The sequence below is a fragment of the Ectopseudomonas guguanensis genome (assembly GCF_900104265.1).
GTDB classification, from domain to species: domain Bacteria; phylum Pseudomonadota; class Gammaproteobacteria; order Pseudomonadales; family Pseudomonadaceae; genus Aquipseudomonas; species Aquipseudomonas guguanensis.
This window is the reverse complement of the sequence record NZ_FNJJ01000010.1, coordinates 75,567-97,260: the sequence shown is the minus strand read 5'-3', so window position 1 is coordinate 97,260 and position 21,694 is coordinate 75,567. Positions and strand designations below refer to the sequence as shown.

The following is a 21,694-nucleotide window of genomic DNA, read 5'->3' as shown; positions in this document are numbered from 1 at the left end:
AGTCAACACCCTGAAGCCACTATAGGGTCAAGCATTGATCAGGAGATTCGTCCCATGAAGATTGGTGAGCTCGGAAAGCAGGCTGACTGTCAGGTGGAGACTATTCGTTACTATGAACGTGAAGGGCTGCTGCCTGTTCCTGGTCGAAGCGAGGGGAACTACCGGGTCTACGGGAAGGAGCACCTAGAGCGGCTCGTATTCATCCGTAACTGCCGAACCCTGGACATGACGCTTGATGAAATACGGCGGCTGCTTTTGCTCATCGATCGTCCGGAGGAGAGCTGCGATAGCGTTAACGGCTTGGTAGACGAGCACATTCGCCATGTGGAGCTTCGGATCAACAGTCTGTTAGCTCTGCAGAAGCAGCTCGTTGAGTTGCGCCATCGATGCGCCGCGGAGAGAAGTGTCGATGCATGCGCAATCATCCAGCAACTTAGTTCGAGCGGAGGGGTTCAACCTTTGCCTGAGGCAGAGCATACGCACGTTGGCAAGAGCCATCGCCACTGAAGCATCAATCAACTCGTTGCTGTGTTTCCCCACATGGAATGAGGTGTTCTGGGCCTATTCATAGCAAGGATCTTCATTGGCCTTCCTTGAGCGGACCAGTAGCTCGTCACTTCAGCCAGATCGCAGCCTGCATTGGCGCTTGAACCTCTTGTAGAGTACGGGCTTGACCTTGCCATCGTGTCAAGGTCGATGCTGTCCGTGCGGTAACTTGAGCCGCGGACGAAATGAGGTGAAAGACATGTTTAGTCTGAGTGTTGCGGGGATGGGCTGTGGCAGTTGCGTGAGCAAAATCACGAAGGCCATTCAAGCTCTGGATCAGGATGCACGAGTAGAAGTGGATCGAGCGGCCGGCAAGGTCACCGTTGAGAGCACAGAAAGTGCCGAATCGATCCGCGAACTCATCCAGGAGCTTGGCTATTCGGCCCAGGTCAGCGCTTGAGCGCTGACCTGCTATCCCACTAAATCTCCAGTTCTGAGAGCTCTTTTAGCCCTGGGATACTGGTGACCTCGTTGGTCATACCTTCTGAACCATCTCGGCCGCGAAGCCAGTTTGAGTGATCGCCTGGCTCGCGCATTTCCAGCGTGTCATAGGAGTACCGCTTGCGCTTGAACAGGCTTTTCAATGCAGCGAACTCGTGGCTTTTTTCGTCTTCTATGCCGACGACTTCTCCTGCAAGCCGCTCCCAGTGACCAACGCCGTCGGCCAGCATTGCCTGATAGGTCTCCGGGTCAAGCAAGGCTTGCTGTTTGAAATGAATGATGCGGTGAGTCATAGAAGCGCTCGGAGTGGCCAAAGAGAGAGCGCTAGCCTAAAGGTTCCGGGTCATTCGTGTAATAGCTGGCCGCGCTTTAGCAAACCGTCGTTGACCCACAACTTCAACCAGGTCGCGGCTTGCAAGGGAGCTTGCTCGCCATGCGTGGCGCTCAACGACTCGCAGAGTTCAGCGAACGATCCGCCCTCGATGAGAAACTGCAATGCCGAAGCCTCCGCTGGCTCCAGGCTCCGGTACTGGCAGACGAGTTCATGACGCCAAACAAGACAGGCTAGGTTCGTTGGCAGGCGGGTAATATCAGGCAGCAAGCTGCCGGACTTGGCGGCTTTCCACAACTCCAGCGTGTTGTACTGCAGCTGCAACCACCGGGCAGATGCAGTCAGGGAAACCCTGAGTGAAATCCAGTCTTCAGCCGAAAAATCACTGATGGCCTGCAGTGAAAGCACTTCGACGTCCTGAGCATCGAAAGCCAGTGTAAAAGCCCACTCAAGCTCCGCGAGTTCGCGCATCGGCGATAGTTGGGGTTCTTCGACGTAGCTGCTAATGAACTCGGGCAGCTTCTCGCCCAGCCAGCGAATGCTGAAATGTCGTGGTGGCCAGGCGGCCAAGTAGGCCAGTGCGAGCTGCTCGAATGATTCGTTGCCGATCCAGTGAAGCAGGGCAGGGAAGTCTTCTCGCAAGACCGCAAGCAGGCGCGAACGGTAAGCGTTGTGGTAGATCTGCAGGCCTTCGAGAGCACTCAGCGCTGTGCTACCTCGGATCTGCTCCAAAAGCTCGTTGGAGGGCAGGGCACTGCCACCTGTCAGGTAAGTTTCAAATGCAGTCTGTAGGGCGATCAGGCTCAAGGGGTGGCCCCCGATATCACAGATTTGGCGATAGCACGGGCATGTGCTAATTCGGACAACAGCTCTTCCAGCGGCGGAAACTGGTCATCCCGCTCGATCAAGGTCGATGTCGGGCCCAAGTAGCTCAAAGTCTTGCTGTAGAGAGACCAAACCGGATCAGCGATGGGCTGGTCATGGGTGTCGATGAGGTACTGCCCGTAATCGCTGTGCCCGGCCAGATGAATTTGACGAATCCGCTCGTGCGGCAATTCCAAGATGAACTGCCATGGGTCGAAATCCTGATTTCGTGCGCTGACGTAGACGTTGTTCACGTCAAGGAGCAATTCGCAACCGGTCAGGAAACTCAGTTCCGAGAGAAACTGCGATTCGCTCATGCTGGACGTCTTCCACTGCACGTAAGAAGAAACGTTCTCCAGCACAATGGGACGTTCCAGAACATCCTGCACTAGACGCACCCGCGCGGCGACATGCAGCAGGCTTTCTTGGGTAAACGGCAGCGGCAGCAGGTCGTGGAGTTGATGGGCGTTGCCGCGACTCCAGCACAAGTGGTCGGAAACCCACTGGGGCTGTATCCGGTCCGCCAGTTGCTTGAGCTGTCGTAGGTAGCCCATGTCCAGGTTATGCGAACCGCCGATCGACAGCGATACTCCGTGCATCACCAACGGGTATTGCTCGCCAATCGCATCGAGAAAGTAGAGGGCCTTGCCACCGCCCACCAGGTAATTCTCGGAAATGATCTCAAACCAGTCGACCGCAGGTCGCTGTTCAAGAATCTGCTGGTAATACTCACTGCGAAGGCCAAGACCGAAACCCAGTGTTTTGCGCTTACTCATTCAAGACTCCAGCAGGGGAGTGGCAGGCACTCCCCGCAACGGCATTATTCGCTGGTCTTGCCACCGGCCTCATCGCACTTGGCCTGAGTCATCAGCTTGAAGCCCTGGCCTTTGCATTCTCCCTGGCCTTTGCAGGCATTTTTGGCGGTCATGCAGTCGTTCTGGCCCTTGCAACCGTTGACGCCGAAGCACTTCACTTCAGCTGCTTTGGTGTCCTGGGCGGCCTGGACAGGCAGGGTAGCAAACAGGCTGGCGGCCACGAGAGCCAGAGCGGCACCGGTAGCGACGTTGGATTTATTCGACATAGTGACAATCTCTCTTAATTGTTGGTGGTCTTATCCGCGGGTGCGAATGACCCTGAGTAGCTTAGGCATCGCTGCCGAGCATGCCCTCTCAAGAAATTCGCAAGGCTTTATGAGGGCATGAAAGACAGTACCGAGCCTTCTGGATGGGCTACAAGAAAGAAATAGCAACCTGACAGAACTGTAATGTTCGGCTCAGGTTGCTGACAGGCCCTCTTAGTTAACGTGACATCGAGCCTAAAGCTCGGCCTCTGCAGTTGCAGGGACCACTTAACTTACGAGGAATACCCAAAATGAAATCGATCAAAGCTCTGCTTGTAGTTACTGCTCTGAGCATCTCCAGCTTGGCAATGGCTGAAGGTGGTGCTGACCGAACCTTCGCGCGCATGGAGCAGGCACGCCAGACGTCTCTGGAGGCCTACCGGGTGGCCCAGCAGCAGAAAGTTGAGGCTCCTGTAGCCAGCAGTCCAACCGAGCAAGCAGAGCACACCAACTGCTGAAGTCATCTACCTTACAGAAATGTAATCACCCGGATGGTTGGGATATGGCAGTTTCATACTGCTCATCGTCGGTAAGGCTTGTGCAATGCACCGACGTGGAAAGTTGAGGGGTAAATCCCCGACATTGAAGCAGCCATGAACCCGAGACCGGGCACACCATCACCGGCTCATTTGACGGATTGGACAAAACGGCATGCAAAGCAAAACCACAAGGCGCACCTTCGTCAAAGGCCTGGCAGCCACCGGTATTATCGGCGGACTTGGCCTGTGGCGCACGCCGGTCTGGGCGGTGAACAGCCCCGGCCAGCCCAACGTACTGACTGGTAACGAATTCGACCTATTCATCGGTGAAACCCCGGTGAACATCACCGGCGCAGCGCGCACGGCCATGACCATCAACGGCTCGCTCCCTGGGCCGATTCTTCGTTGGCGCGAAGGCGATACCGTCACATTGCGCGTGCGCAACCGCCTCAAGGAGGACACCTCCATCCATTGGCACGGCATCATCCTGCCGGCGAACATGGATGGTGTTCCTGGCCTGAGCTTCCATGGCATCGCCCCTGACGGCATGTATGAGTACAAGTTCAAGGTCAACCAGAACGGTACCTACTGGTATCACAGTCACTCGGGGCTGCAGGAGCAGGTCGGCGTATACGGCGCGCTGGTCATCGATGCCAAGGAGCCCGAGCCCTTCAGTTACGACCGTGATTACGTCGTGTTGCTGAGCGACTGGACGGATGAAAATCCAACGCGGGTACTGGCCAAGCTCAAGAAACAGTCGGACTACTACAACCAGCACAAACGCACCGTTGGTGACTTCATCGATGACGTAAGCGAGATGGGTTGGTCCGCCGCCGTAGCCGATCGCAAGATGTGGGCCGAGATGAAGATGAGCCCGACGGATCTCGCTGACGTCAGTGGCTACACCTACACCTACCTGATGAATGGCCAGGCACCCAATGGCAACTGGACCGGCATATTCAAACCAGGCGAAAAGATCCGCCTGCGCTTCATCAACGCCTCGGCGATGACCTATTTCGATGTGCGCATCCCGGGCCTGAAGATGACTGTGGTTGCGGCCGATGGTCTGCACGTCAAACCGGTCAGCGTCGACGAGTTCCGTATCGCCGTGGCCGAGACCTACGACGTGATCGTCGAACCAGACAGCGAACAGGCGTATACCGTGTTTGCACAATCCATGGATCGCACTGGCTATGCGCGCGGCACCCTTGCTGTACAGGAGGGGTTGAGTGCACCAGTACCCAGCCCCGACCCGCGTCCGCTGATTGCCATGGGCGACATGGGTATGGATCACGGCAGCATGGGCGGTATGGATCACGGGAACATGGCCGGGATGGATCAGGGCAATATGGCGGGAATGGATCATGGCAGCATGCAGGGTGGCATGGCTGGTATGGATCACAGCCAGATGGCCGGAATGGATCATTCAAACATGGCTGGCATGGCTGGCATGGCTGGCATGGCTGGCAACATGCAGGCACACCCGGCCTCAGAGACCAACAATCCTTTGGTCGACATGCAGACCATGACGCCGACGCACAAGCTGGACGACCCAGGTATCGGCCTGCGTGATAACGGCCGGCGCGTGCTGACGTACTCTGACCTGCGCAGCACCTTCCCTGATCCGGACGGGCGTGAGCCAAGTCGCACCATCGAGCTGCACCTCACCGGGCATATGGAGAAATTCTCCTGGTCCTTCGATGGAATCAAGTTCTCTGACGCCGAGCCTCTACGCCTCAAGTACGGCGAGCGTGTTCGCATCACGCTGGTCAACGACACCATGATGACTCACCCGATCCATCTTCATGGCATGTGGAGTGATCTGGAGGATGCGAACGGCAATTTCCTGGTGCGTAAACACACCATCGACATGCCGCCAGGTTCCAAGCGCAGCTATCGGGTGACCGCCGATGCGTTGGGGCGTTGGGCCTACCACTGCCACCTGTTGCTCCACATGGAAATGGGCATGTTCCGTGAAGTCCGTGTGGATGAGTAAAGGAGATTTCTGATGAGTACTTTTATGAAGCGTAATGCCCTGTTTGGCAGCGCAGCGATGTTCAGTTTTTTGGCTGCTTTGTATGCGCCGACGTCATTGGCAGGTGAGGGGCACAGCGAGCACGAACAACATGCTGCCGAGTCGGCTGCGCCCGAGGCCATCAGTGACAAGCCTGCAGATCAATCGAAAGGCAAGGCCGCTGGCCAGCAGATGGATCATGGCACCATGGATCATGAGGGCATGAACCATGACGATATGGGGCACGAGAAGATGATGGATAAGCATGGCGGCACCGAAGCCGAAGCAGGTTCGAACCATGACCACTAGGTTTTCACGCCCGTCCCTCATAGCGCTGGTCGTGTCGCTGAGTGCACTCAGCGGCGGCGTTACCCAGGCTGCGGAAGAAATGGATCATTCGGCAATGGGGCACGGCTCCATGTCGATGGACCACAGCCAGATGGGCCACGGTTCCGCCAAAGCGCCGATGGAGGGCATGGATCACAGCAAGATGGATCATGGTGCCATGCAGAGCGAATCGGGCAGCATGGACCATAGCCAGATGGGCCACAGCCAGAGCCAAGAGAAGGCCCCAGCCATGGACCACAGCAAGATGGGACACGGCACCATGCAGGGACAGATGGAGGGCATGGATCATTCGAAGATGAACCATGGCTCCGCTGAAGCCCCGAGAACTACCAGTCGTACGCCGATTCCCGTTCTGACGGATGCTGATCGCCAAGCGGCTTTCCCGCCACTGCCTGGCCACAAGGTGCATGACAGCGCCATCAACAGCTTTTTCCTGCTCGATCAGCTCGAATACCAAGACGCAGATGAGGGCAGCACCCTGGCCTGGGATGCGTCGGGTTGGGTAGGCGGTGATATCAACCGGGTCTGGTTCCGCTCCGAAGGCGAGCGTACCAACGGCGTTACCGAGGACGCTGAATTACAGCTGCTGTACGGCCGCTCGATCGGCCCTTGGTGGGATGTCGTCGCGGGCGTCCGCCAGGACTTCAAACCGGAGTCGCCGCAGACTTGGGCCGCCTTCGGTATCCAGGGCATGGCGCTTTACGCCTTTGAGGCCGAAGCCACGGCCTTCGTCGGCGAGAATGGCCAAACTGCTGCCCGACTGGAGGGCGAGTACGACATTCTGCTGACCAACCGGCTGATTCTCCAGCCAACTGCCGAAATGAACTTCTACGGCAAGAACGATCCTGAGCGAGGTGTGGGGTCCGGGTTGGCCAATACCGAGCTCGGTTTACGTCTGCGTTACGAGATTGTCCGGCAGTTTGCCCCCTATATCGGGGTTTCTTGGAGCCGCTCCTATGGCAACACGGCAGACATGGTGCGCGACGAGGGCGGTGATGTAGACGAGGCGCGTTTTGTCGCCGGTATCCGGATGTGGTTTTGAGAACCTGACATGAAAAGAACAATTAAAACTTTGGTGGCGGCCGGCGTGGTCGGTAGCACAGCTGTCCTGGCCGGTGCCTACTTTGGCGTGGTCAACGTGGGGGCCGACGATCCCCATTTTCCTGCAGTGAATGCGTTTCTCACGATGGCCCGTGACCGCTCTATCGAAGTCCGTTCGCGGAACATCGAGGTTCCCAACCTGGATGATCAAGCTCTTATTCGCGCCGGTGCGGGCAACTACAACTCCATGTGTATCGGCTGTCATTTGGCGCCAGGTGTGGCGGAGACCGAGCTAAGCCAATCGCTTTATCCTGCGCCCCCCAACCTCGCCAAGATCGGTGTCGATGGCAATCCGTCAGCAGCGTTCTGGGTGATCAAGCATGGCATCAAGGCAACGGGTATGCCTGCGTGGGGCAAGAGCATGGGCGATGAGTACATCTGGGGCATGGTTGCCTTCATTGACCAATTGCCGACGATGGATGCCAAGCAATACCAAGCACTCGTCGCATCCAGTGGCGGCCATCAGCATGGTGGTGGGGAAACGCAAATGCACAATCATGAAGGTCAGCACGGCGACAACAAGCCTGGCCATCATGGCAATAGCGGCGGTGGCGAAGACCATCATGGAACAGGTGATGCCGGAGAGCCTGGCCATCACGATGCCGCGGCTACTGATAGCGAGGGTGGCTCCGCACCTGAGGCAGGTCACCATTCGGACATGAGTGGCGATGATCACCATGCCGGGGATGAGGCCGCCCCAAGCGGCGGAGACCATCATTCCGAGCAAACTCCGAATGCCTCGCCCAAGACCCACACCCACGCCGATGGCAAAGAGCACGTGCATGAAAGCTAAATATCTGGCCTTGCTGGCCGCTCTCTCCGTCACATCTGCAGTTCAAGCAGCTGATGCCCTGACGATTGATGTCCATCGTGATGCCAATTGCGGATGTTGCAAGAAGTGGATTTCACACCTCGAAGCGAATGGCTTCAAAGTCGTCGACCATGTCGAAAGCAACATGTCGGCAGTGAAGCAAAGTCTGGGCGTTGCGCCGCGGTTGGCGTCTTGTCACACCGCGGTGATTGACGGCAAGTTCGTCGAAGGTCATGTGCCGGCGGCTCAGGTCATCGAGCTCACCAAGCGCGATGATCTCGTGGGCATCGCTGTTCCCGGGATGCCGGCGGGCTCCCCCGGTATGGAAGTCGATGGCGTACAGCATGCCTACCAGGTCATTGGCTTGACCAAGGCGGGGTCTGATCAGGTCGTTGCAGAATATCCCGCTCAGTAGTACTGCCTGCCAGCACGGCCGCTTGTGTGTAGTGGCCGACTCTTTTTCATACGCCCTTTAACCTAAGTAAAAAAGGCGCCCGAGGGCGCCAAGGGCTGTCTCCAAACCAAAGGAGCACTATGAGGGGACAGCAGGACCAAGGCGCGAGCGGGCAATCAACCCGCCCGCTTGCCAGGGTTAGAGAACTTCCAGCGGGTACTCGACAATCAGGCGGACTTCATCCAGATCCGACTCGTAATCGGTCGCGCGAGTGGTCATTTGGCGAACACGGAAAGACATATCCTTCAGTGATCCAGTCTGCACAACGTACTTGGCCTCGATGTCCCGCTCCCAGCGCTTCTGGTTGGTCAACGGATCGCCGTTGTCATCACGGCGCATATAGACTTCGTTGGCCTTGCTGTAGTCGGCATCCCAGCCTTGGGCATATCGAGTCATGAAGCTCAACCCAGGCACACCGAAAGGCTCCATATCCAGGTCATAGCGCACTTGCCATGACTTCTCCTTCGGCGAGTTGAAGTCGCTGTACTGGATGGAGTTGTCGAGGTAGATGGAGTCCGATTGGCGCAAGTAGTCGAAGTCATCATCGCCATTGTTGCGCTGGAGACCCACCAGCACTGTGTGAGCGCCGAATTGGATGCCGACCTTGCCGCTCCAGATGTTGTTATCGAAGCTCCCGAGGAGCTGCTTCCCTTCATCGACCGCCTTGTAGTAGTTCAGCCCGCCGATCAAGGCGACATCGTCCGCAAGCGGGTAGCTCAGCGTGGTGCCCGCGTAATATTGATTCCAGGCATCCTTGAGGCGGCTGGTGTAGAGACTAAAGCCGACGTTGTCATTAAGCGTGTAATCACCACCGAAATAGGCGATCCATGGCGAGTCCACTTCGCCTGCGTAGAAGGTAGCGAAGCCGTCGCGCATGCTGCTGGTATTGGGTTGGCTCATCGAGTGGAGGCGACCACCTTGAAGCGACAGTCCTTCCACGCTGCTGTTGAGCACGGTGATACCTCGGAAACTCTCCGGTAAAAGCCGCGCATCACCGTATTGGACGACAGGGCTGACAGGAAAGACGTCGCCTACCTTGATCTCGGTATCCATGAACCGAGCTTTCACCGCGCCACCCAGTTTGGAGTAGTTATCCTCAGCCTGCCCGAGGCTGTTGTAAGGCAGCACATCGACTGAGCCACCGGCTCCTGAACGGCCGTCGCCGGTGTCAAGTTTGAGTCCTAGCATGGCAAAGGCATCGACACCGAAGCCTATGGTGCCCTCGGTGAAGCCAGACTCGAATCGGCCTATCACGCCATGCGCCCACTCTTCCGAATAGCCATTACCCGAGCTGCTGGACTGGCCTTTGCGGAAGTCACGGTTGAAGTAGAGATTTCGATTGAGGATGGTCAGGCTGCTGCCTTCGATAAATCCCTCGCCTTTCTCGTCGGCGGCCATTGCAGCTTGCCCGGTACTGATGCTCAGAGCGAGTAGAGAAAGTCCTAACAGGGTTCTGTTATTCATAAATGCTCCTGATGTTATTGGCAGTTGTCATGGTGTGGTTGCATATATGTGCCAAGCGCGCCGGGCATAACCAGGCGCGCCTTGGCCATATTTCCACATGCCAAATAACGTCAGGGTGACTTGAAAATTACTTTTCAGTCAGCGCGATGTCATTTATTAGTTTTGGTTCCGGCAACCTGTTCCGGCTGCACGGTATTCAAGAATATTCAGATCGCCGTTGGAGTCCTCGTAGGTCATCTGGGCTGGCATCACATTGCAGCTAGAGTCCGTTGAGGTAGTGGCCACGACCCTGGCGATATCGAGCTTCATGCCGTAGCGGTAATGAATAACTTCAGGCGGATTCTTTCCGTTAGCGGCAGCATACTCTTGCATGGCCTGCTCATTGGCCTGAATCATCCGACCATAAACACGATCAGCGCCGCCTTCTGCCAGAGTGGCAGAGGAAACAACCATAGCGGCAAGGGCTGCAATAACTTTGAGGCTTTTCATGTTTAATCACTCCTTCAAGGTGGTGATTAAAATATATCCGCTCAACCTGTCATAAAAATGAAGTCAAAGTTACATCGCCGTAATGCTTCCTGCCGCGTTACCCGGGCGAGTCAGCTTGGCGCGTGGCTTGCCCGGGTTTGTAAAGCTATAGCTCCTGCGGTGCGCGAACCTTCTGTGTACGCTGCCTTCGCATCAGCCAGTACGCGGCCGGCAAAACCAACATGGACATCAGCGGCGCGGTAATCATGCCGCCGACCATGGGCGCGGCGATGCGCTTCATCACTTCAGATCCGGCACCTCCGCCCCAGAGGATTGGCAACAGGCCGGCGATGATCACGGCCACCGTCATCACCTTGGGCCGCACGCGCAGCACTGCGCCTTCACGAATTGCCTCCAGTAGTGCCGGGTCACCGCTGCGCCCGGCATCCATACGTGCATGCCAGGCATTCTTCAGGTACAGCAGCATGATCACCCCAAATTCCGCCGAGACGCCGGCCAAGGCGATAAAGCCGACCCCAGTGGCAACCGACAGGTTGAAGCCGAACCAGTAGAGCAGCCAGATGCCGCCCGATAGGGCGAAGGGCAGGGTTGCCATGATCAGTAGGGCCTCACCGAAGCGGCTGAAGGTCAGGTAAAGCAGCACGAAGATGATCAACAAGGTCGCCGGTACCACCCAGGCCAGCCGTGCATTGGCGCGCTCCAGGAACTCGAACTGACCGGAGTAGGAGACGGTCATGCCAGCATCGAGTTGTACCTGCTCAGCTACGCGTTGCTGCAACTCGCGCACGGTCGATGCCAGGTCGCGCCCACGGACATCGACATAGACCCAACCGGACAGACGCCCGTTCTCGCTGCGCAGCATTGGCGGCCCTTCGGTCAGACTAACCTGGGCGACGGTGCCCAAGGTGATCTGCTGGCCGGCTTGCGTGAGGATCGGCATACGCCGTAGTGCCTGCGGACTGTCTCGCCACTCCTTGGGATAGCGCAGGTTGATCGGGAAGCGGGCCAGTCCTTCAACCGTCTCACCAATATTGCTGCCGCCGATGGCGCCCGATACCACCGCCTGCACATCGGCGATGCTCAGGCCATAGCGCGCCGCGGCCAGTCGATCGATCTGGATGTCCACGTAACGGCCGCCAGTAAGGCGTTCTGCCAAGGCCGAACTCACCCCAGGCACCTCTTTGGCCACGGCCTCGATATCGCGCGTTATGCGCTCGATGTCGACCAAGGAGGTTCCGGACACTTTCACCCCAATGGGGCTCTTGATCCCCGTCGCCAGCATGTCGATGCGGTTGCGGATGGGCGGCACCCAGATATTGGACAGCCCCGGAACTTTTACCGCGCGATCCAGTTCCTCGATCAGCTTTTCGGGTGTCATCCCCGCGCGCCATTGATCGCGTGGTTTGAACTGCACCGTGGTCTCGAACATTTCCAGCGGTGCTGGATCGGTGGCGGTCTCTGCTCGCCCGGCCTTGCCGAATACCCGTGCCACTTCGGGCACCGTGAGGATCATCCGGTTGGTTTGCTGCAGCAGCTGGGTGGCCTTGCTGGCCGGCAAGCCGGGCAGGGCTGATGGCATGTACAACAAGTCGCCCTCGTCCATCGGCGGTAGAAACTCTCCTCCGAGTCTGCTGAGGGGCCAGAGACTGGACAAAAACACTAGCAAGGCCAGCGCTAGGGTCACCTTAGGCCAAGCCAGCACCCACTCCAGCACCGGCCGGTATGCACCGATCAGCCAACGATTCAAGGGGTTCTGTTGTTCGCTGGGGATATGCCCACGAATCCAATAGCCCATCAGCACCGGTACCAAGGTGATCGAGAGGCCAGCAGCGGCAGCCATGGCATAGGTCTTGGTGAATGCCAGCGGGCCAAACAGGCGACCCTCCTGGGCCTCCAGGGTGAAGACCGGGAGGAAAGACAGGGTGATGATCAAAAGGCTGAAGAACAGCGCCGGCCCGACCTCGGCCGCAGCTTCGCCGATCACCCGCCAGTGCGCCTCGCCCTGAAGCGGTTCACCGGGGTGTCGAGCCTTCCAGGCCTCGATGTGCTTGTGCGCGTTCTCGATCATCACCACGGCGGCATCGACCATGGCGCCGATGGCGATTGCGATCCCGCCGAGCGACATGATGTTGGCATTGACGCCCTGGTAGCGCATGACGATGAAGGCCATCAGGATGCCCAGGGGCAGGGTGATGATCGCGACCAGCGACGAGCGCAGGTGCCAGAGGAAGATCAGGCAAACCAGGGCAACCACCGCGAACTCTTCCAGCAGCTTGTAGCTGAGGTTATCGATGGCGCGGTCGATCAATTGCGAACGGTCATAGGTGGTGACCACCTCGACGCCGGCCGGCAAGCTGCCCTTCAGGCTGTCCAGCTTGGTCTTCACCGCGGCGATGGTATCGCGGGCATTCTTTCCGGAGCGCAAGATGACCACGCCGCCTACCACTTCACCCTGGCCATCCAGCTCGGCAATGCCACGACGCATCTCTGGCCCCAGCTGAATGGTGGCCACCTGACCCAGCAGCACCGGAACTCCGCTGGCCGAAGCCCGCAGCGGCACATTGCGGAAATCCGCCAGGCTCTCTAGATAGCCTGAAGCCCGCACCATGTACTCGCGCTCTGCCAGCTCCAGGATGGCGCCGCCGGTTTCCTGATTGGCGCTCTTCAGCGCCGCTTCGACCTCCTGCTGAGTTACCCCATAAGCCACCAGCTTCTGCGGATCGAGCAGCACTTGGTATTGCTTGACCATGCCGCCGAGGGTGGCCACTTCGGCTACGTTGGGCAGGCTCTTGAGTTCGTACTTGAGGAACCAGTCCTGCAGTGCCCGCAGCTGGGCAAGATCATGCTGGCCGCTGCGGTCGACCAAGGCGTACTGGTAGATCCAGCCCACGCCGGTGGCATCCGGCCCAAGGGTGGTGGTAACACCCTCGGGCAGGCGTTCCTGCGCCTGGTTGAGGTACTCCAGCACCCGCGAGCGCGCCCAGTAGAGGTCGGTGTCGTCCTCGAACAGCACGTAGACGAAGGAGTCGCCGAAGAACGAGTAGCCGCGCACCGTCTTCGCCCCCGGTACCGAGAGCATGGTTGTGGCCAGTGGGTAGGTCACCTGGTTCTCGACGATCTGCGGTGCCTGTCCGGGAAAGCTGGTTCTGATGATGACCTGGGTGTCAGATAGGTCCGGCAGTGCATCCAACGGCGTGTTGCGCAGCGACCAGAGGCCCAGGGCGGTGATGAACAGGGTGGCCAGCAGTACCAGGAAGCGGTTGCCGATCGACCAATGGATCAGGCGCGCGATCATGGCTGGTCTCCTTCCTTGCGGAGCTGCTCGATCAGCAGGCCGGAGTTTGTCTGACGTGCGGCGATGCGTACGTGATCTCCTGGCTTAAGTCCCACAGCTACTTCGGAGCTGACCAGAGGAAAAGCCATGGTCATACCTGGCATATTCAGGCTCTCGAAGGGGCCATGCTCCAGGGTGACTTGTTTCCCGTCCAGTGCGCGAATAACGCCGTGAGACACATGCAGCCCATCCGTGCTGTCCTGTTCTGCATTGCCGGCCAGGATGCCCTGCAGGCTGGCTTCCGAATCGATGAGGAACTGGCCGGAGGTAACGACCGCCTGACCTTCCTCAAGACCGGAAAACACCTCCAGACGCCCATCGGCCTCGCGGCCCAAGGTGATTTCCTGGGGACGGTAGCGTCCGTCGCCTTCGGCCAGCATCACCAATGCACGCTTCCCGGTGCGAATCACGGCTTCACTCGGCACAAGAAGCGTGGATTGTTCGACGGCACTGTTCAGGCGTACGGCGGCGAACATGCCGGGGCGCAACTTACCGGCAGGGTTGGGTAGCTCGCTGCGTACCGTGAGCGTGCGCGTTTGCGGATCGGCACTCGGCAGCAAGGCTATGACGCGGCCCAGCAGCGGTCGATCAGGAAAGGCCGTCAGGTTGGCGCGGATCTCGTCCCCGACCTGGATACTTCCGGCCATGGCCTCGGGTATCGCCGCATCGAGCCAGACACTGGACAGCCCGTTGATCAACGCCAGATCCTGCCCGGCTTCAACGGTCATCCCGGCGCGTACCTGCAAGGCTTGGAGCTCGCCGCTGATAGGTGTGGTGAGGGTTTGCACTGCCCGCGGTTTGCCGCTGCGGCGAACCTGCTCTATCAACGCTTGTGGCATGCCGAGCAGGCGGAGGCGCTCTTGGGCCGCAGTGATCAAGCGGGCGTCACCGGTACGCAGTACCGCGAGGAACTCCAACTGCGCGGCGGACCACTCGGGAATCAGCAGGTCGACCAGGGGTGTTCCAGCTGGCAGTACATCGCCAGGGGCACGCCCGTAAACCCGCTCGACGAATCCGCCAGCGCGGGCCTGGAGGTTCGCTACCTCTCGCTGGTTATAGGCCAGGGAGCCGACCACCTCGATATCCGAGGGCAGTACACCGCGGATCACCGTCGAGGTCCGCATTCCGAGGTTCTGCACGGCTTGAGCGGGGACGCTCAGGACAGACGGATCTTGCTCGGATCCTGCGTATTTAGGGACAAGCTCCATATCCATGAAAGGTGACTTGCCCGGTTTATCGAAGCGCTGCTCAGGCTGCATCGGGTCGTACCAATAGAGCACCTTGCGCTCGTCCGTCGGTGCGGAGCTAGGCAGTAGCTCGTGTTTGGCTTGCCGCTGGGCCAGCCAGTAGCCACCGCCCGCCGCGCCAATGCCCACGGTCAGCACGGCGACCGCAAAACCAAATGTCGATATCTTCATTTCAGGCCCTCCACATAGGCGTAGTACAGGCTTGCGGAGAGCTGGCTCAACTTGCGCTGTTGTTCAATCTGCCGCAGTTGCGCATCAATCAGGTCGCGCTGGGCAGTAATAACGGATGTGAGCTGGCTGTTACCGGCTTGGTAGGCGGCCAGTTCGAGATCGGCACGTTTGCTTGCAAGCGGGATCAAGGTTTTTTCGGTGCGTGACAAGGTCCTGCGCAGTTGCTCAAGCTCGGCAATACCGCCTTCCAGCTCAGCCTGATGGGCGCGCAGTAATGCTTCCTGCTCGGCTTCCATCTGCGACACGCTTTGTTGTCTGGCGTTGATCTTGGGCCCCTGACGTGTGCCTACGAACAACGGCAGGTCGAAGGTAAATTGCACCATCACCATATCGCCGAACTGGTTGTCGCGATTGTTGTAGGCAAACTCAACACCCCAGTCGGGGGTCTTCTCGGCGATGGCCTCGTTCAGCTCGGCGCTAGCCTCGCCGACTCGGGCGGAGGCAGCGCGCAACTCAGGGTGTGAGGCAATGCGTTGCTGCAGGTGCGGTGCCACCAGGTTCAGACTGGGAACACCTCCTTGCAAAGGCTGGTCAGCCTCGTTGCCTATCCAGCGGCGCAGCTTGGCACGAGCTACTGCCACATCGCGATTCAGTTCATCTCGCCGATCTTGTAACGCCAAAGCTTCCTGGTCGGCCTGCAACAGCTCGCCAGGCTGAGCACTACCGCCGGCAATCAGCGATTGCACGGTCGAGCGGAGCATCTCGATCTGACGGTCCAGTTGATCGAAGAGGCCAACACTGCGTTCGGCGTAGTACACATCCAGCCAGCTCACTGCCGTCTGGCGCTTGATCTCCAACTGCATGGCACGCTGCTCGGCCTCGGCTCGGCCTACTGAAGCCTCGGCCAACTGGCGCCGAGCCTGACGCTTGTCACTGTTGGGGACTTCCTGCATGAACCCAATGCGGCGCATGGTCATGGAGTCACGATTAAGCGTGTAACGGTCAGGGCCTTCGATCGGCAGGTTGTCGATGCCTAGAATCAGCTTGGGATCGGGCAGGGCGTCTGCGGGCTCGACAGCCTGCTGTGCCGATGCCATCTGCGCCTGGCGCGCGAGGTTCTCAGGGGCACTCTGCTCGGCCAGAGCTTGGGCTCGTTCGAAAGTTAGGGGCTGCGCCTGCGCGGCAAGCCAGGGAGCTGCCCAGAATGCGGCAGCCAACACACCGAGAAAGCCACGGCGTGGAAAAAGGAAAGCGGACATGCTTTCGCCTCCATTGCGATTGATCGAAGTCGCGACTACGAAACGTGACCGCGACGATGCGCCTGACTGTAAGGCGCGGGATGATCACTGCATTAGACGAAACGAGGAGGGCGCCAGAGTCCTGCGGGCTCTCGCTTAATCACCGACTGGGTCAGCAATATCTCGGGGCGTGAGGGGAGAGGGGATATGCTCTTGATCACGGTGGTCTGGAGAAGTCCTCCGGTCTTGCATTCCTGGCCGGGTTTGCAAGGGGACTTCTTGGCCACCCCATCAGACTTGTCCATTTGCTCGCAGCACGGAGCATCGGCCATTGCATGGCCCTGATGATCGGCGCTCTGCATCGGGCAAGGTTGTGCCGGCATGCTGAAAGCCACACCGCCGAAGGTCGGCAGCACGAGGCTAGCAATCATTAGCAGGATCAATCCAATCCGACGCACAGCAATTCACCAGGCGGGGCAATAGGCCGACGATAGCAGATTGCCCCCGAGCCATGAATGCTCCTTTTGACGATAACAGCACTTCGTTGATTTGGATCAAATAGAGTGTCTAGTCTCACAGGGCGAGCTGATTTTGTAGCGGGTGAGATTTCAATCGAGCAAGCGATAGAGTTCAGGCCAAAGAGGATTCTATAATCACTCTATAATTAGCTATAAAGCTCATTAGTGCACAAAATGCAGCGGGATGTGGAACCCTGAGGTGCCGCTGAATGAACGCAACGCAGGGTATCGGCTGGCATGGCAGAGCCTGGATTTCACCCGGGCTGGGCATTTTTCTGGGGCAGGCGGGTAGCCAAGATTGGCATAGCCACATGGCGCATCAAATTACCGTCAGCTTGAACGGCAGCTTGACTGTGAAGTGTACATCCTCGTCGGTGACGGCAAGGGCCATCTGCATCAGGGCAGGGGTGGCCCATCAGATCGAAGCTGACGAAGTGTTGTCGATCTACCTCGACGCGCTGTCCGATGAGGCGCGAGCACTTCCCGATAACATCGGGGAGGGCATCACTCCGATTCAGATGGGCGATACAGCATCGCTGCGAAAATTGCTGAGCAGCTCCGATCCGTCAGCCCAGCAAATTCGGGAAATGGTGCGCCTTGTTCTCAACCTTACGACTCCGCCGGCCTCCGATCCGCGACTGCAGTCGGTCCTCGCTGCGTTAAAAGAGCCGATTAATGGCAGGCAGGCGTTGGCCAAGCGCGTTCATCTGTCGCCTACCCGATTCTCACATTGGTTCGTCGAACAGACCGGTCTGCCGCTGCGCAGCTACCGGAAATGGAATCGCCTGGTCATAGCGCTCCAGCATATCGCCAGCGGCGCCAACCTGACTGCGGCCGCCCACGCTGCCGGCTTCGCTGACGCTGCCCACTTTTCCCGCACCTTCCGCGACCTGTTTGGCCTCGACCCCTCATCTGCCTTGGGTCATGTCAGTCTGAAAGGCTGAATTCAGCTTTTCTGTTCAAGCGCCATCACAGGTGATTGGCACAAAGTGGAGTCATCTCAGGGAGGGCTTCACGATGGGCAATTCACTCAGGTTCATGATCCGCTGGCTCAGCTACCCAACAATCTTGGGCGGGGCCGCAGCTTGGATGATCTGGTTGCTCTACACGGGTATTCCGTATTGGCCCAGCACGCCGATCATTGCCGCCCTAGGGATTCTGCTGGTGGCGCTGCTGGAACGCGTGCAGCCGTTCCGTGACGACTGGTTGGAGGACCACCAGGATACCCTTACTGATATCATCCATATGGTCGTGAACCTGTCCGTGATCCAGATTACGGCGACCGTGCTGGCCCGGCTGGGCGATTGGGTGCCCGCAGAGTTCCGTGTCTTCCCAACAGAGTTACCGCTGTGGGCTCAGCTAGTCATTGTCGCCGCCGTGCTGGACCTTAGCTTGTACGCCATGCACCGCTTCAGCCATCAGGTTCCATGGCTGTGGCGCTTGCATGAGCCACATCATAGCGCTGAGCGGCTCTACTGGATGAACGGCGAGCGCCGGCACCCGTTGCATGCCGCCATCATGGCAGGGCCTGGGCTGCTCGTGCTCTTTGCGATGGGCACTCCTTCTGCACTCGTGGCCACCTGGTTCGGCATCCTGACGGTACATTTGGCCTTCCAGCACTCAAATCTGGACTACTCGTTGGGCTGGCTACGGCGCGTCATCGGCGTTGCAGAAACACACCGCTGGCATCACAAACGCGACTTCGAGGATGCGCAGGTCAATTTTGGTGAGTTCTTGCTGGTGTGGGATCAACTGCTTGGAACCTTCTATGACAGCGCAAGCAAGCCCAGCAGCGCCGAAGTAGGACTGCGTGACCGGGACTATCCGACAGGCTATGTGGGTCAGATTGTCGAGCCGTTCAGAAGTCAGTAGCTTGCTCGGTGTCGCTGGCGACTAGCTGGTTAATGAGGATCGACCGGCATGAGTTCGATCAAGGGTTTCAGTTGAACTCTGACACTGGCCAGCCAATTGCCCAGTTCCACCAGATCCTCATCAAGCGACTCGGCTTCCTCCCAGATACTGCCGCCTTCCGTCACAGACACCGATAGTGCCGCACCATCGAGCACCGTTTTCGCCATGGCATGTACCCGCAGGAGGCCATCCCTGAGGCCGCCGATGTTGTTCATTTCCTTCAGCAGCAGATCCAGCCCATCGACTAGACGCAGCAACTGGATGGTGTCGTAGTCGTCATGCAAACGCTCCAGCGCCTCGGCATCTACCTCGCCGTAGGGCGTGACGCGAAATGACGCAGGAGGAATGTTCATCAGGTCATCTCCTCGGTTTCCGCAGTACCGAGCTTGCCAGTGCGGATGGACCCGGCTGCCTGCTGGAACACCGAGTCTTTGATCCAGGGCTCCGGCGGCCGGTTGAGCTTGAGGTTGAACTCGCCGAAACGCTTGACGTTGCTGGTCAGGTAGGGGCTGAGGAAGGACACATCTTCATCGGTGAACTGCCAGCCCTCGCGGGCCAATTTCTGCAGGATCCGCATCATGTCCACAGTGTTCTGCAGGATCACCGACGAGGCCACCATGTCGTTGTAGCGCAGTCGCTTCTGTTGCTCGTCCGGATCGTTCTCGGCGATCACGTCGCCACCGAAGGACTGGGCGCGAAGGTTTCTCATAGTACGGAGCTTCGCGCTCCGTACTGGTGACTGGCTGTAGGCTTACCCCTCAAAACCGCAAGGGCATCTTCGGAATGCAAACCGGGCATGGCCGAAGCGCAACCCGTACACAGGAAGAGTATTTAGCTCCAAGCACAGAGAAGATGGTTCACTACGTCTAACCAGATCTGAGTTGCGTCAGCTGTGGACGACTGAGGCGTTCCGTGATTTTTGCCGGTCGCACATCATGTGGTACGCGGAGCAACATCCCCATCATGTCTTCGGTGTTCGATATCCGTTTCGCTTTCCCCGCTGGTAAGCGCTTACCAGCAGGTATCCGACAGTTGGTAAAGGGGGCAGGGGAGCAGTCCCATAGCAAACCCCACAGATGTGCAACACTGAGTGCAGGGTCTTTAGCGCAGGTGCCCGACCATGAACCAGGAATTGCTAAAGCTCGTCACTGAGAAGGTGCTGTTGGCAGGGAAGCTCCTTGCAGCCGAGTGGGATCTTCCAGGCGGGCCGCGTGGCTACGGCGACAAGGCAGAAGTAGACGCCGAAATCGAAGTGGTACTGCGCAGGGGGCTCCTTGACCTTCTGCCATGCGATTTCTGGGGAGAAGAAACAGGCTCCAGCCTGGCTGGCCACGAGTATTGTTGGGTTGTAGACCCCAACGATGGAACCAGCGATTTTCTACAAGGGCATAAAGGATCTGCAGTTTCAGTAGGGCTTCTGCGCAATGCGACGCCCGTTCTCGGTGTGGTCTACGCACCGGTCACTCCAGATCTGGGGCCCGATTGCATCTCATGGGCGGAAGGCTGCGGAAGCGTTATCCGCAATAACCACAAAGTGAGCGCTCAGCTTGCGCATCGAGCTCTGGACGCGGGCTGCCAGGTCCTGGTGAGCACTGCGGCAATTAACAAGCCAGAACTCAACGCCGAGCTGTGCGCGCCCGCAGCTTTTGTTCCTTCCCCCAGCATTGCGTATCGCTTGGCTCGCGTAGCCGCCGGCGACGCTATTGCGGGAATTTCTCTCGTGCCGGTCTCGGCTCATGACGTCGTTGGTGGCCATGCTCTGCTAATCGGGGCTGGCGGTGTGTTGCTTAACGAAGATGGCGTAACAGTGACTTACGACTCAGAGGCCCGGATGAAAATAGTGTCGCTACGTTGCTTTGGTGGCGCCCCCAGTGTGTGTAGCGCGTTAGCCCACAGAGAGTGGGGAAAGCTCTTTTGAGGGCTCGGACGAACGATCTTTACTGATGAATATGCATATATTTTTGCACTTTTCACCATGACAGCTTAAGGCCTCTAGAATAAGGGTTCCAGTGCCGGCAGATGTGCTGTTCTGCAGATTTATTTGCAGATTTAGGCGGGCAGCAGGTCCCTTAGCTGTCACTTTCTTCATTAGGCACCTTGGCGGTGTAGCGGATTACATCACGGATGCGAAGAGCGGCTTGTAACTCCAAAACATTGAGGTTCGGTGAGGCAAGCCTGGCAGAGGTGTTACGGATCCACTGGAGCGATGCCGATCGTAACTGATCAACCTCCATTTCACTCCACCCGTCCTGCCGCATTCGAACAAGGGCTAAATCAAACACCGGCTGGAGGAGTCCGCGGATGTGGTGGTCGGACAATCCCGGTCGCCCTCTCAGGGTACATAGTAGAGGTACGGCCTCGTCGTCGGAGGGCAGGGGAGGTAGGTTTAAAATGCGCCGGTAACGTGCAAGGTAAACATCCAGGTACTCCTGCGGCGCACGAACTCTGTCTATCAACCGGCCGCCTTTACGCAAATAGAGCCACCAGAGACCAGCAGCGTCCCTGCGAAAATCCTTCATCGCCGGAGCGTCGCGCCCTGTACCTGATAAATCGGATACGTTCAGGTACATGGCGTAAACGGTGGCGAGGATGAATAACGTCCGCTCATGTCGGACGTCTTCTGAAGCCATACCAGCTGCTGTATCAATCACGTATAGCCATTGATCCTTGCTCAGCGAACGCGCTCCATCGTTCCGCAGGATACGGCCTCCACGAGTAGGAAGGCGTCTAGATGCGAATGGGTTGACGTTGGTTAGATCCTCACCAACGGCATAGACAAAGAGGCATTTGCACACAGATATGCACTTATTAAG

The 21,694-nt window shown here is 58.2% G+C and carries 22 protein-coding genes and 1 pseudogene; 11 read left to right on the top strand and 12 right to left on the bottom strand.

Annotated elements, in window-relative coordinates; all coding sequences use genetic code 11:
• The first annotated feature begins 54 nt into the window (after positions 1 to 54).
• Entirely contained in the window at positions 55 to 507 is a 453-nt protein-coding gene (gene cadR / locus BLS61_RS15530; protein ID WP_074918645.1) for a Cd(II)/Pb(II)-responsive transcriptional regulator, read from the top strand.
• A 238-nt stretch (positions 508 to 745) separates the two neighbouring features.
• Entirely contained in the window at positions 746 to 946 is a 201-nt protein-coding gene (locus tag BLS61_RS15525) for a heavy-metal-associated domain-containing protein (protein ID WP_003246756.1), read from the top strand.
• 19 nt (positions 947 to 965) lie between these two features.
• On the opposite strand, the gene BLS61_RS15520 is transcribed toward BLS61_RS15525, so the two are convergent.
• From BLS61_RS15520 to bufA2, 4 genes are read right to left on the bottom strand one after another with little or no spacing between them, the layout of a single operon-like run.
• Positions 966 to 1,280, bottom strand: a complete 315-nt coding sequence (locus BLS61_RS15520; protein ID WP_004374672.1) for a hypothetical protein — start codon at positions 1,278 to 1,280, stop codon at positions 966 to 968.
• A 50-nt stretch (positions 1,281 to 1,330) separates the two neighbouring features.
• On the bottom strand, positions 1,331 to 2,125 hold the full coding sequence (locus tag BLS61_RS15515) for an HvfC/BufC N-terminal domain-containing protein (protein WP_062832780.1): 795 nt from the start codon (positions 2,123 to 2,125) through the stop codon (positions 1,331 to 1,333).
• On the bottom strand, positions 2,122 to 2,958 hold the full coding sequence (gene bufB / locus BLS61_RS15510; RefSeq protein WP_003452318.1) for an MNIO family bufferin maturase: 837 nt from the start codon (positions 2,956 to 2,958) through the stop codon (positions 2,122 to 2,124). Before bufB ends, BLS61_RS15515 begins: the two co-directional genes overlap by 4 nt.
• A 44-nt stretch (positions 2,959 to 3,002) precedes the next feature.
• On the bottom strand, positions 3,003 to 3,263 hold the full coding sequence (gene bufA2 / locus BLS61_RS15505) for a BufA2 family periplasmic bufferin-type metallophore (RefSeq protein ID WP_004577564.1): 261 nt from the start codon (positions 3,261 to 3,263) through the stop codon (positions 3,003 to 3,005).
• Positions 3,264 to 3,553: 290 nt separating this feature from the next.
• Here bufA2 and BLS61_RS15500 point away from each other — a divergent pair, with 290 nt between their 5' ends.
• The 6 genes from BLS61_RS15500 (at position 3,554) to BLS61_RS15475 (ending at position 8,470) form a co-directional block, all read left to right on the top strand.
• Positions 3,554 to 3,760, top strand: a complete 207-nt coding sequence (locus BLS61_RS15500) for a co-regulatory protein PtrA N-terminal domain-containing protein (RefSeq protein ID WP_003139535.1) — start codon at positions 3,554 to 3,556, stop codon at positions 3,758 to 3,760.
• Positions 3,761 to 3,953: 193 nt separating this feature from the next.
• Positions 3,954 to 5,777, top strand: coding sequence for a copper resistance system multicopper oxidase (locus BLS61_RS15495; protein WP_090432320.1), 1,824 nt, complete (start codon positions 3,954 to 3,956; stop codon positions 5,775 to 5,777).
• A gap of 12 nt (positions 5,778 to 5,789) precedes the next feature.
• A complete protein-coding gene (locus tag BLS61_RS15490) occupies positions 5,790 to 6,104 on the top strand; it encodes a hypothetical protein (protein WP_024616826.1) in 315 nt (104 codons plus the stop codon).
• Entirely contained in the window at positions 6,094 to 7,185 is a 1,092-nt protein-coding gene (locus BLS61_RS15485) for a copper resistance protein B (protein ID WP_024616827.1), read from the top strand. Before BLS61_RS15490 ends, BLS61_RS15485 begins: the two co-directional genes overlap by 11 nt.
• A gap of 9 nt (positions 7,186 to 7,194) precedes the next feature.
• A complete protein-coding gene (locus BLS61_RS15480; RefSeq protein ID WP_090432318.1) occupies positions 7,195 to 8,037 on the top strand; it encodes a c-type cytochrome in 843 nt (280 codons plus the stop codon).
• Positions 8,027 to 8,470, top strand: coding sequence for a DUF411 domain-containing protein (locus BLS61_RS15475; protein WP_009686151.1), 444 nt, complete (start codon positions 8,027 to 8,029; stop codon positions 8,468 to 8,470). The genes BLS61_RS15480 and BLS61_RS15475 overlap by 11 nt, the downstream gene beginning before the upstream one ends.
• Positions 8,471 to 8,647: 177 nt before the next feature.
• On the opposite strand, the gene BLS61_RS15470 is transcribed toward BLS61_RS15475, so the two are convergent.
• The 5 genes from BLS61_RS15470 to BLS61_RS15450 all read right to left on the bottom strand — a co-directional run bounded on the left by BLS61_RS15470 (position 8,648) and on the right by BLS61_RS15450 (position 16,473).
• Positions 8,648 to 9,973 carry an OprD family porin gene (locus BLS61_RS15470; protein ID WP_003452303.1) on the bottom strand — a complete coding sequence of 442 codons (1,326 nt, stop codon included), beginning with the start codon at positions 9,971 to 9,973 and terminating at the stop codon, positions 8,648 to 8,650.
• A gap of 156 nt (positions 9,974 to 10,129) precedes the next feature.
• On the bottom strand, positions 10,130 to 10,462 hold the full coding sequence (locus BLS61_RS15465; protein WP_003452302.1) for a DUF2790 domain-containing protein: 333 nt from the start codon (positions 10,460 to 10,462) through the stop codon (positions 10,130 to 10,132).
• A 145-nt stretch (positions 10,463 to 10,607) separates the two neighbouring features.
• Complete coding sequence (locus BLS61_RS15460) at positions 10,608 to 13,757, bottom strand: efflux RND transporter permease subunit (protein ID WP_003452300.1); 3,150 nt, start codon at positions 13,755 to 13,757, stop codon at positions 10,608 to 10,610.
• Entirely contained in the window at positions 13,754 to 15,214 is a 1,461-nt protein-coding gene (locus BLS61_RS15455; protein ID WP_090432316.1) for an efflux RND transporter periplasmic adaptor subunit, read from the bottom strand. Before BLS61_RS15455 ends, BLS61_RS15460 begins: the two co-directional genes overlap by 4 nt.
• On the bottom strand, positions 15,211 to 16,473 hold the full coding sequence (locus BLS61_RS15450; RefSeq protein ID WP_090432314.1) for a TolC family protein: 1,263 nt from the start codon (positions 16,471 to 16,473) through the stop codon (positions 15,211 to 15,213). Before BLS61_RS15450 ends, BLS61_RS15455 begins: the two co-directional genes overlap by 4 nt.
• 706 nt (positions 16,474 to 17,179) lie before the next feature.
• Between BLS61_RS15450 and BLS61_RS15440 the strand changes: the two genes are divergently transcribed.
• Positions 17,180 to 17,914 (top strand): helix-turn-helix domain-containing protein, encoded by a 735-nt coding sequence (locus tag BLS61_RS15440; RefSeq protein ID WP_003117280.1) that lies wholly within the window; start codon positions 17,180 to 17,182, stop codon positions 17,912 to 17,914.
• A 73-nt stretch (positions 17,915 to 17,987) separates the two neighbouring features.
• The gene (locus BLS61_RS15435) at positions 17,988 to 18,842 is read left to right on the top strand and encodes a sterol desaturase family protein (RefSeq protein WP_021221928.1); all 855 of its coding nucleotides are present in this window, start codon (positions 17,988 to 17,990) and stop codon (positions 18,840 to 18,842) included.
• A gap of 29 nt (positions 18,843 to 18,871) precedes the next feature.
• Here BLS61_RS15435 and tnpC read toward each other — a convergent pair whose 3' ends face one another.
• The gene (tnpC, locus tag BLS61_RS15430) at positions 18,872 to 19,234 is read right to left on the bottom strand and encodes a Tn3 family transposase post-transcriptional regulator TnpC (RefSeq protein WP_003117279.1); all 363 of its coding nucleotides are present in this window, start codon (positions 19,232 to 19,234) and stop codon (positions 18,872 to 18,874) included.
• A pseudogene (locus BLS61_RS15425) lies at positions 19,234 to 19,569 on the bottom strand (Tn3 family transposase); the annotation flags it as partial. The gene tnpC and the pseudogene BLS61_RS15425, both read right to left, overlap by 1 nt.
• A gap of 432 nt (positions 19,570 to 20,001) precedes the next feature.
• Here BLS61_RS15425 and BLS61_RS15420 point away from each other — a divergent pair.
• Positions 20,002 to 20,799 (top strand): inositol monophosphatase family protein, encoded by a 798-nt coding sequence (locus BLS61_RS15420; protein WP_081672366.1) that lies wholly within the window; start codon positions 20,002 to 20,004, stop codon positions 20,797 to 20,799.
• Positions 20,800 to 20,950: 151 nt separating this feature from the next.
• Here BLS61_RS15420 and BLS61_RS23880 read toward each other — a convergent pair whose 3' ends face one another.
• Entirely contained in the window at positions 20,951 to 21,511 is a 561-nt protein-coding gene (locus BLS61_RS23880) for a hypothetical protein (RefSeq protein WP_244157965.1), read from the bottom strand.
• Positions 21,512 to 21,694: the final 183 nt, after the last annotated feature.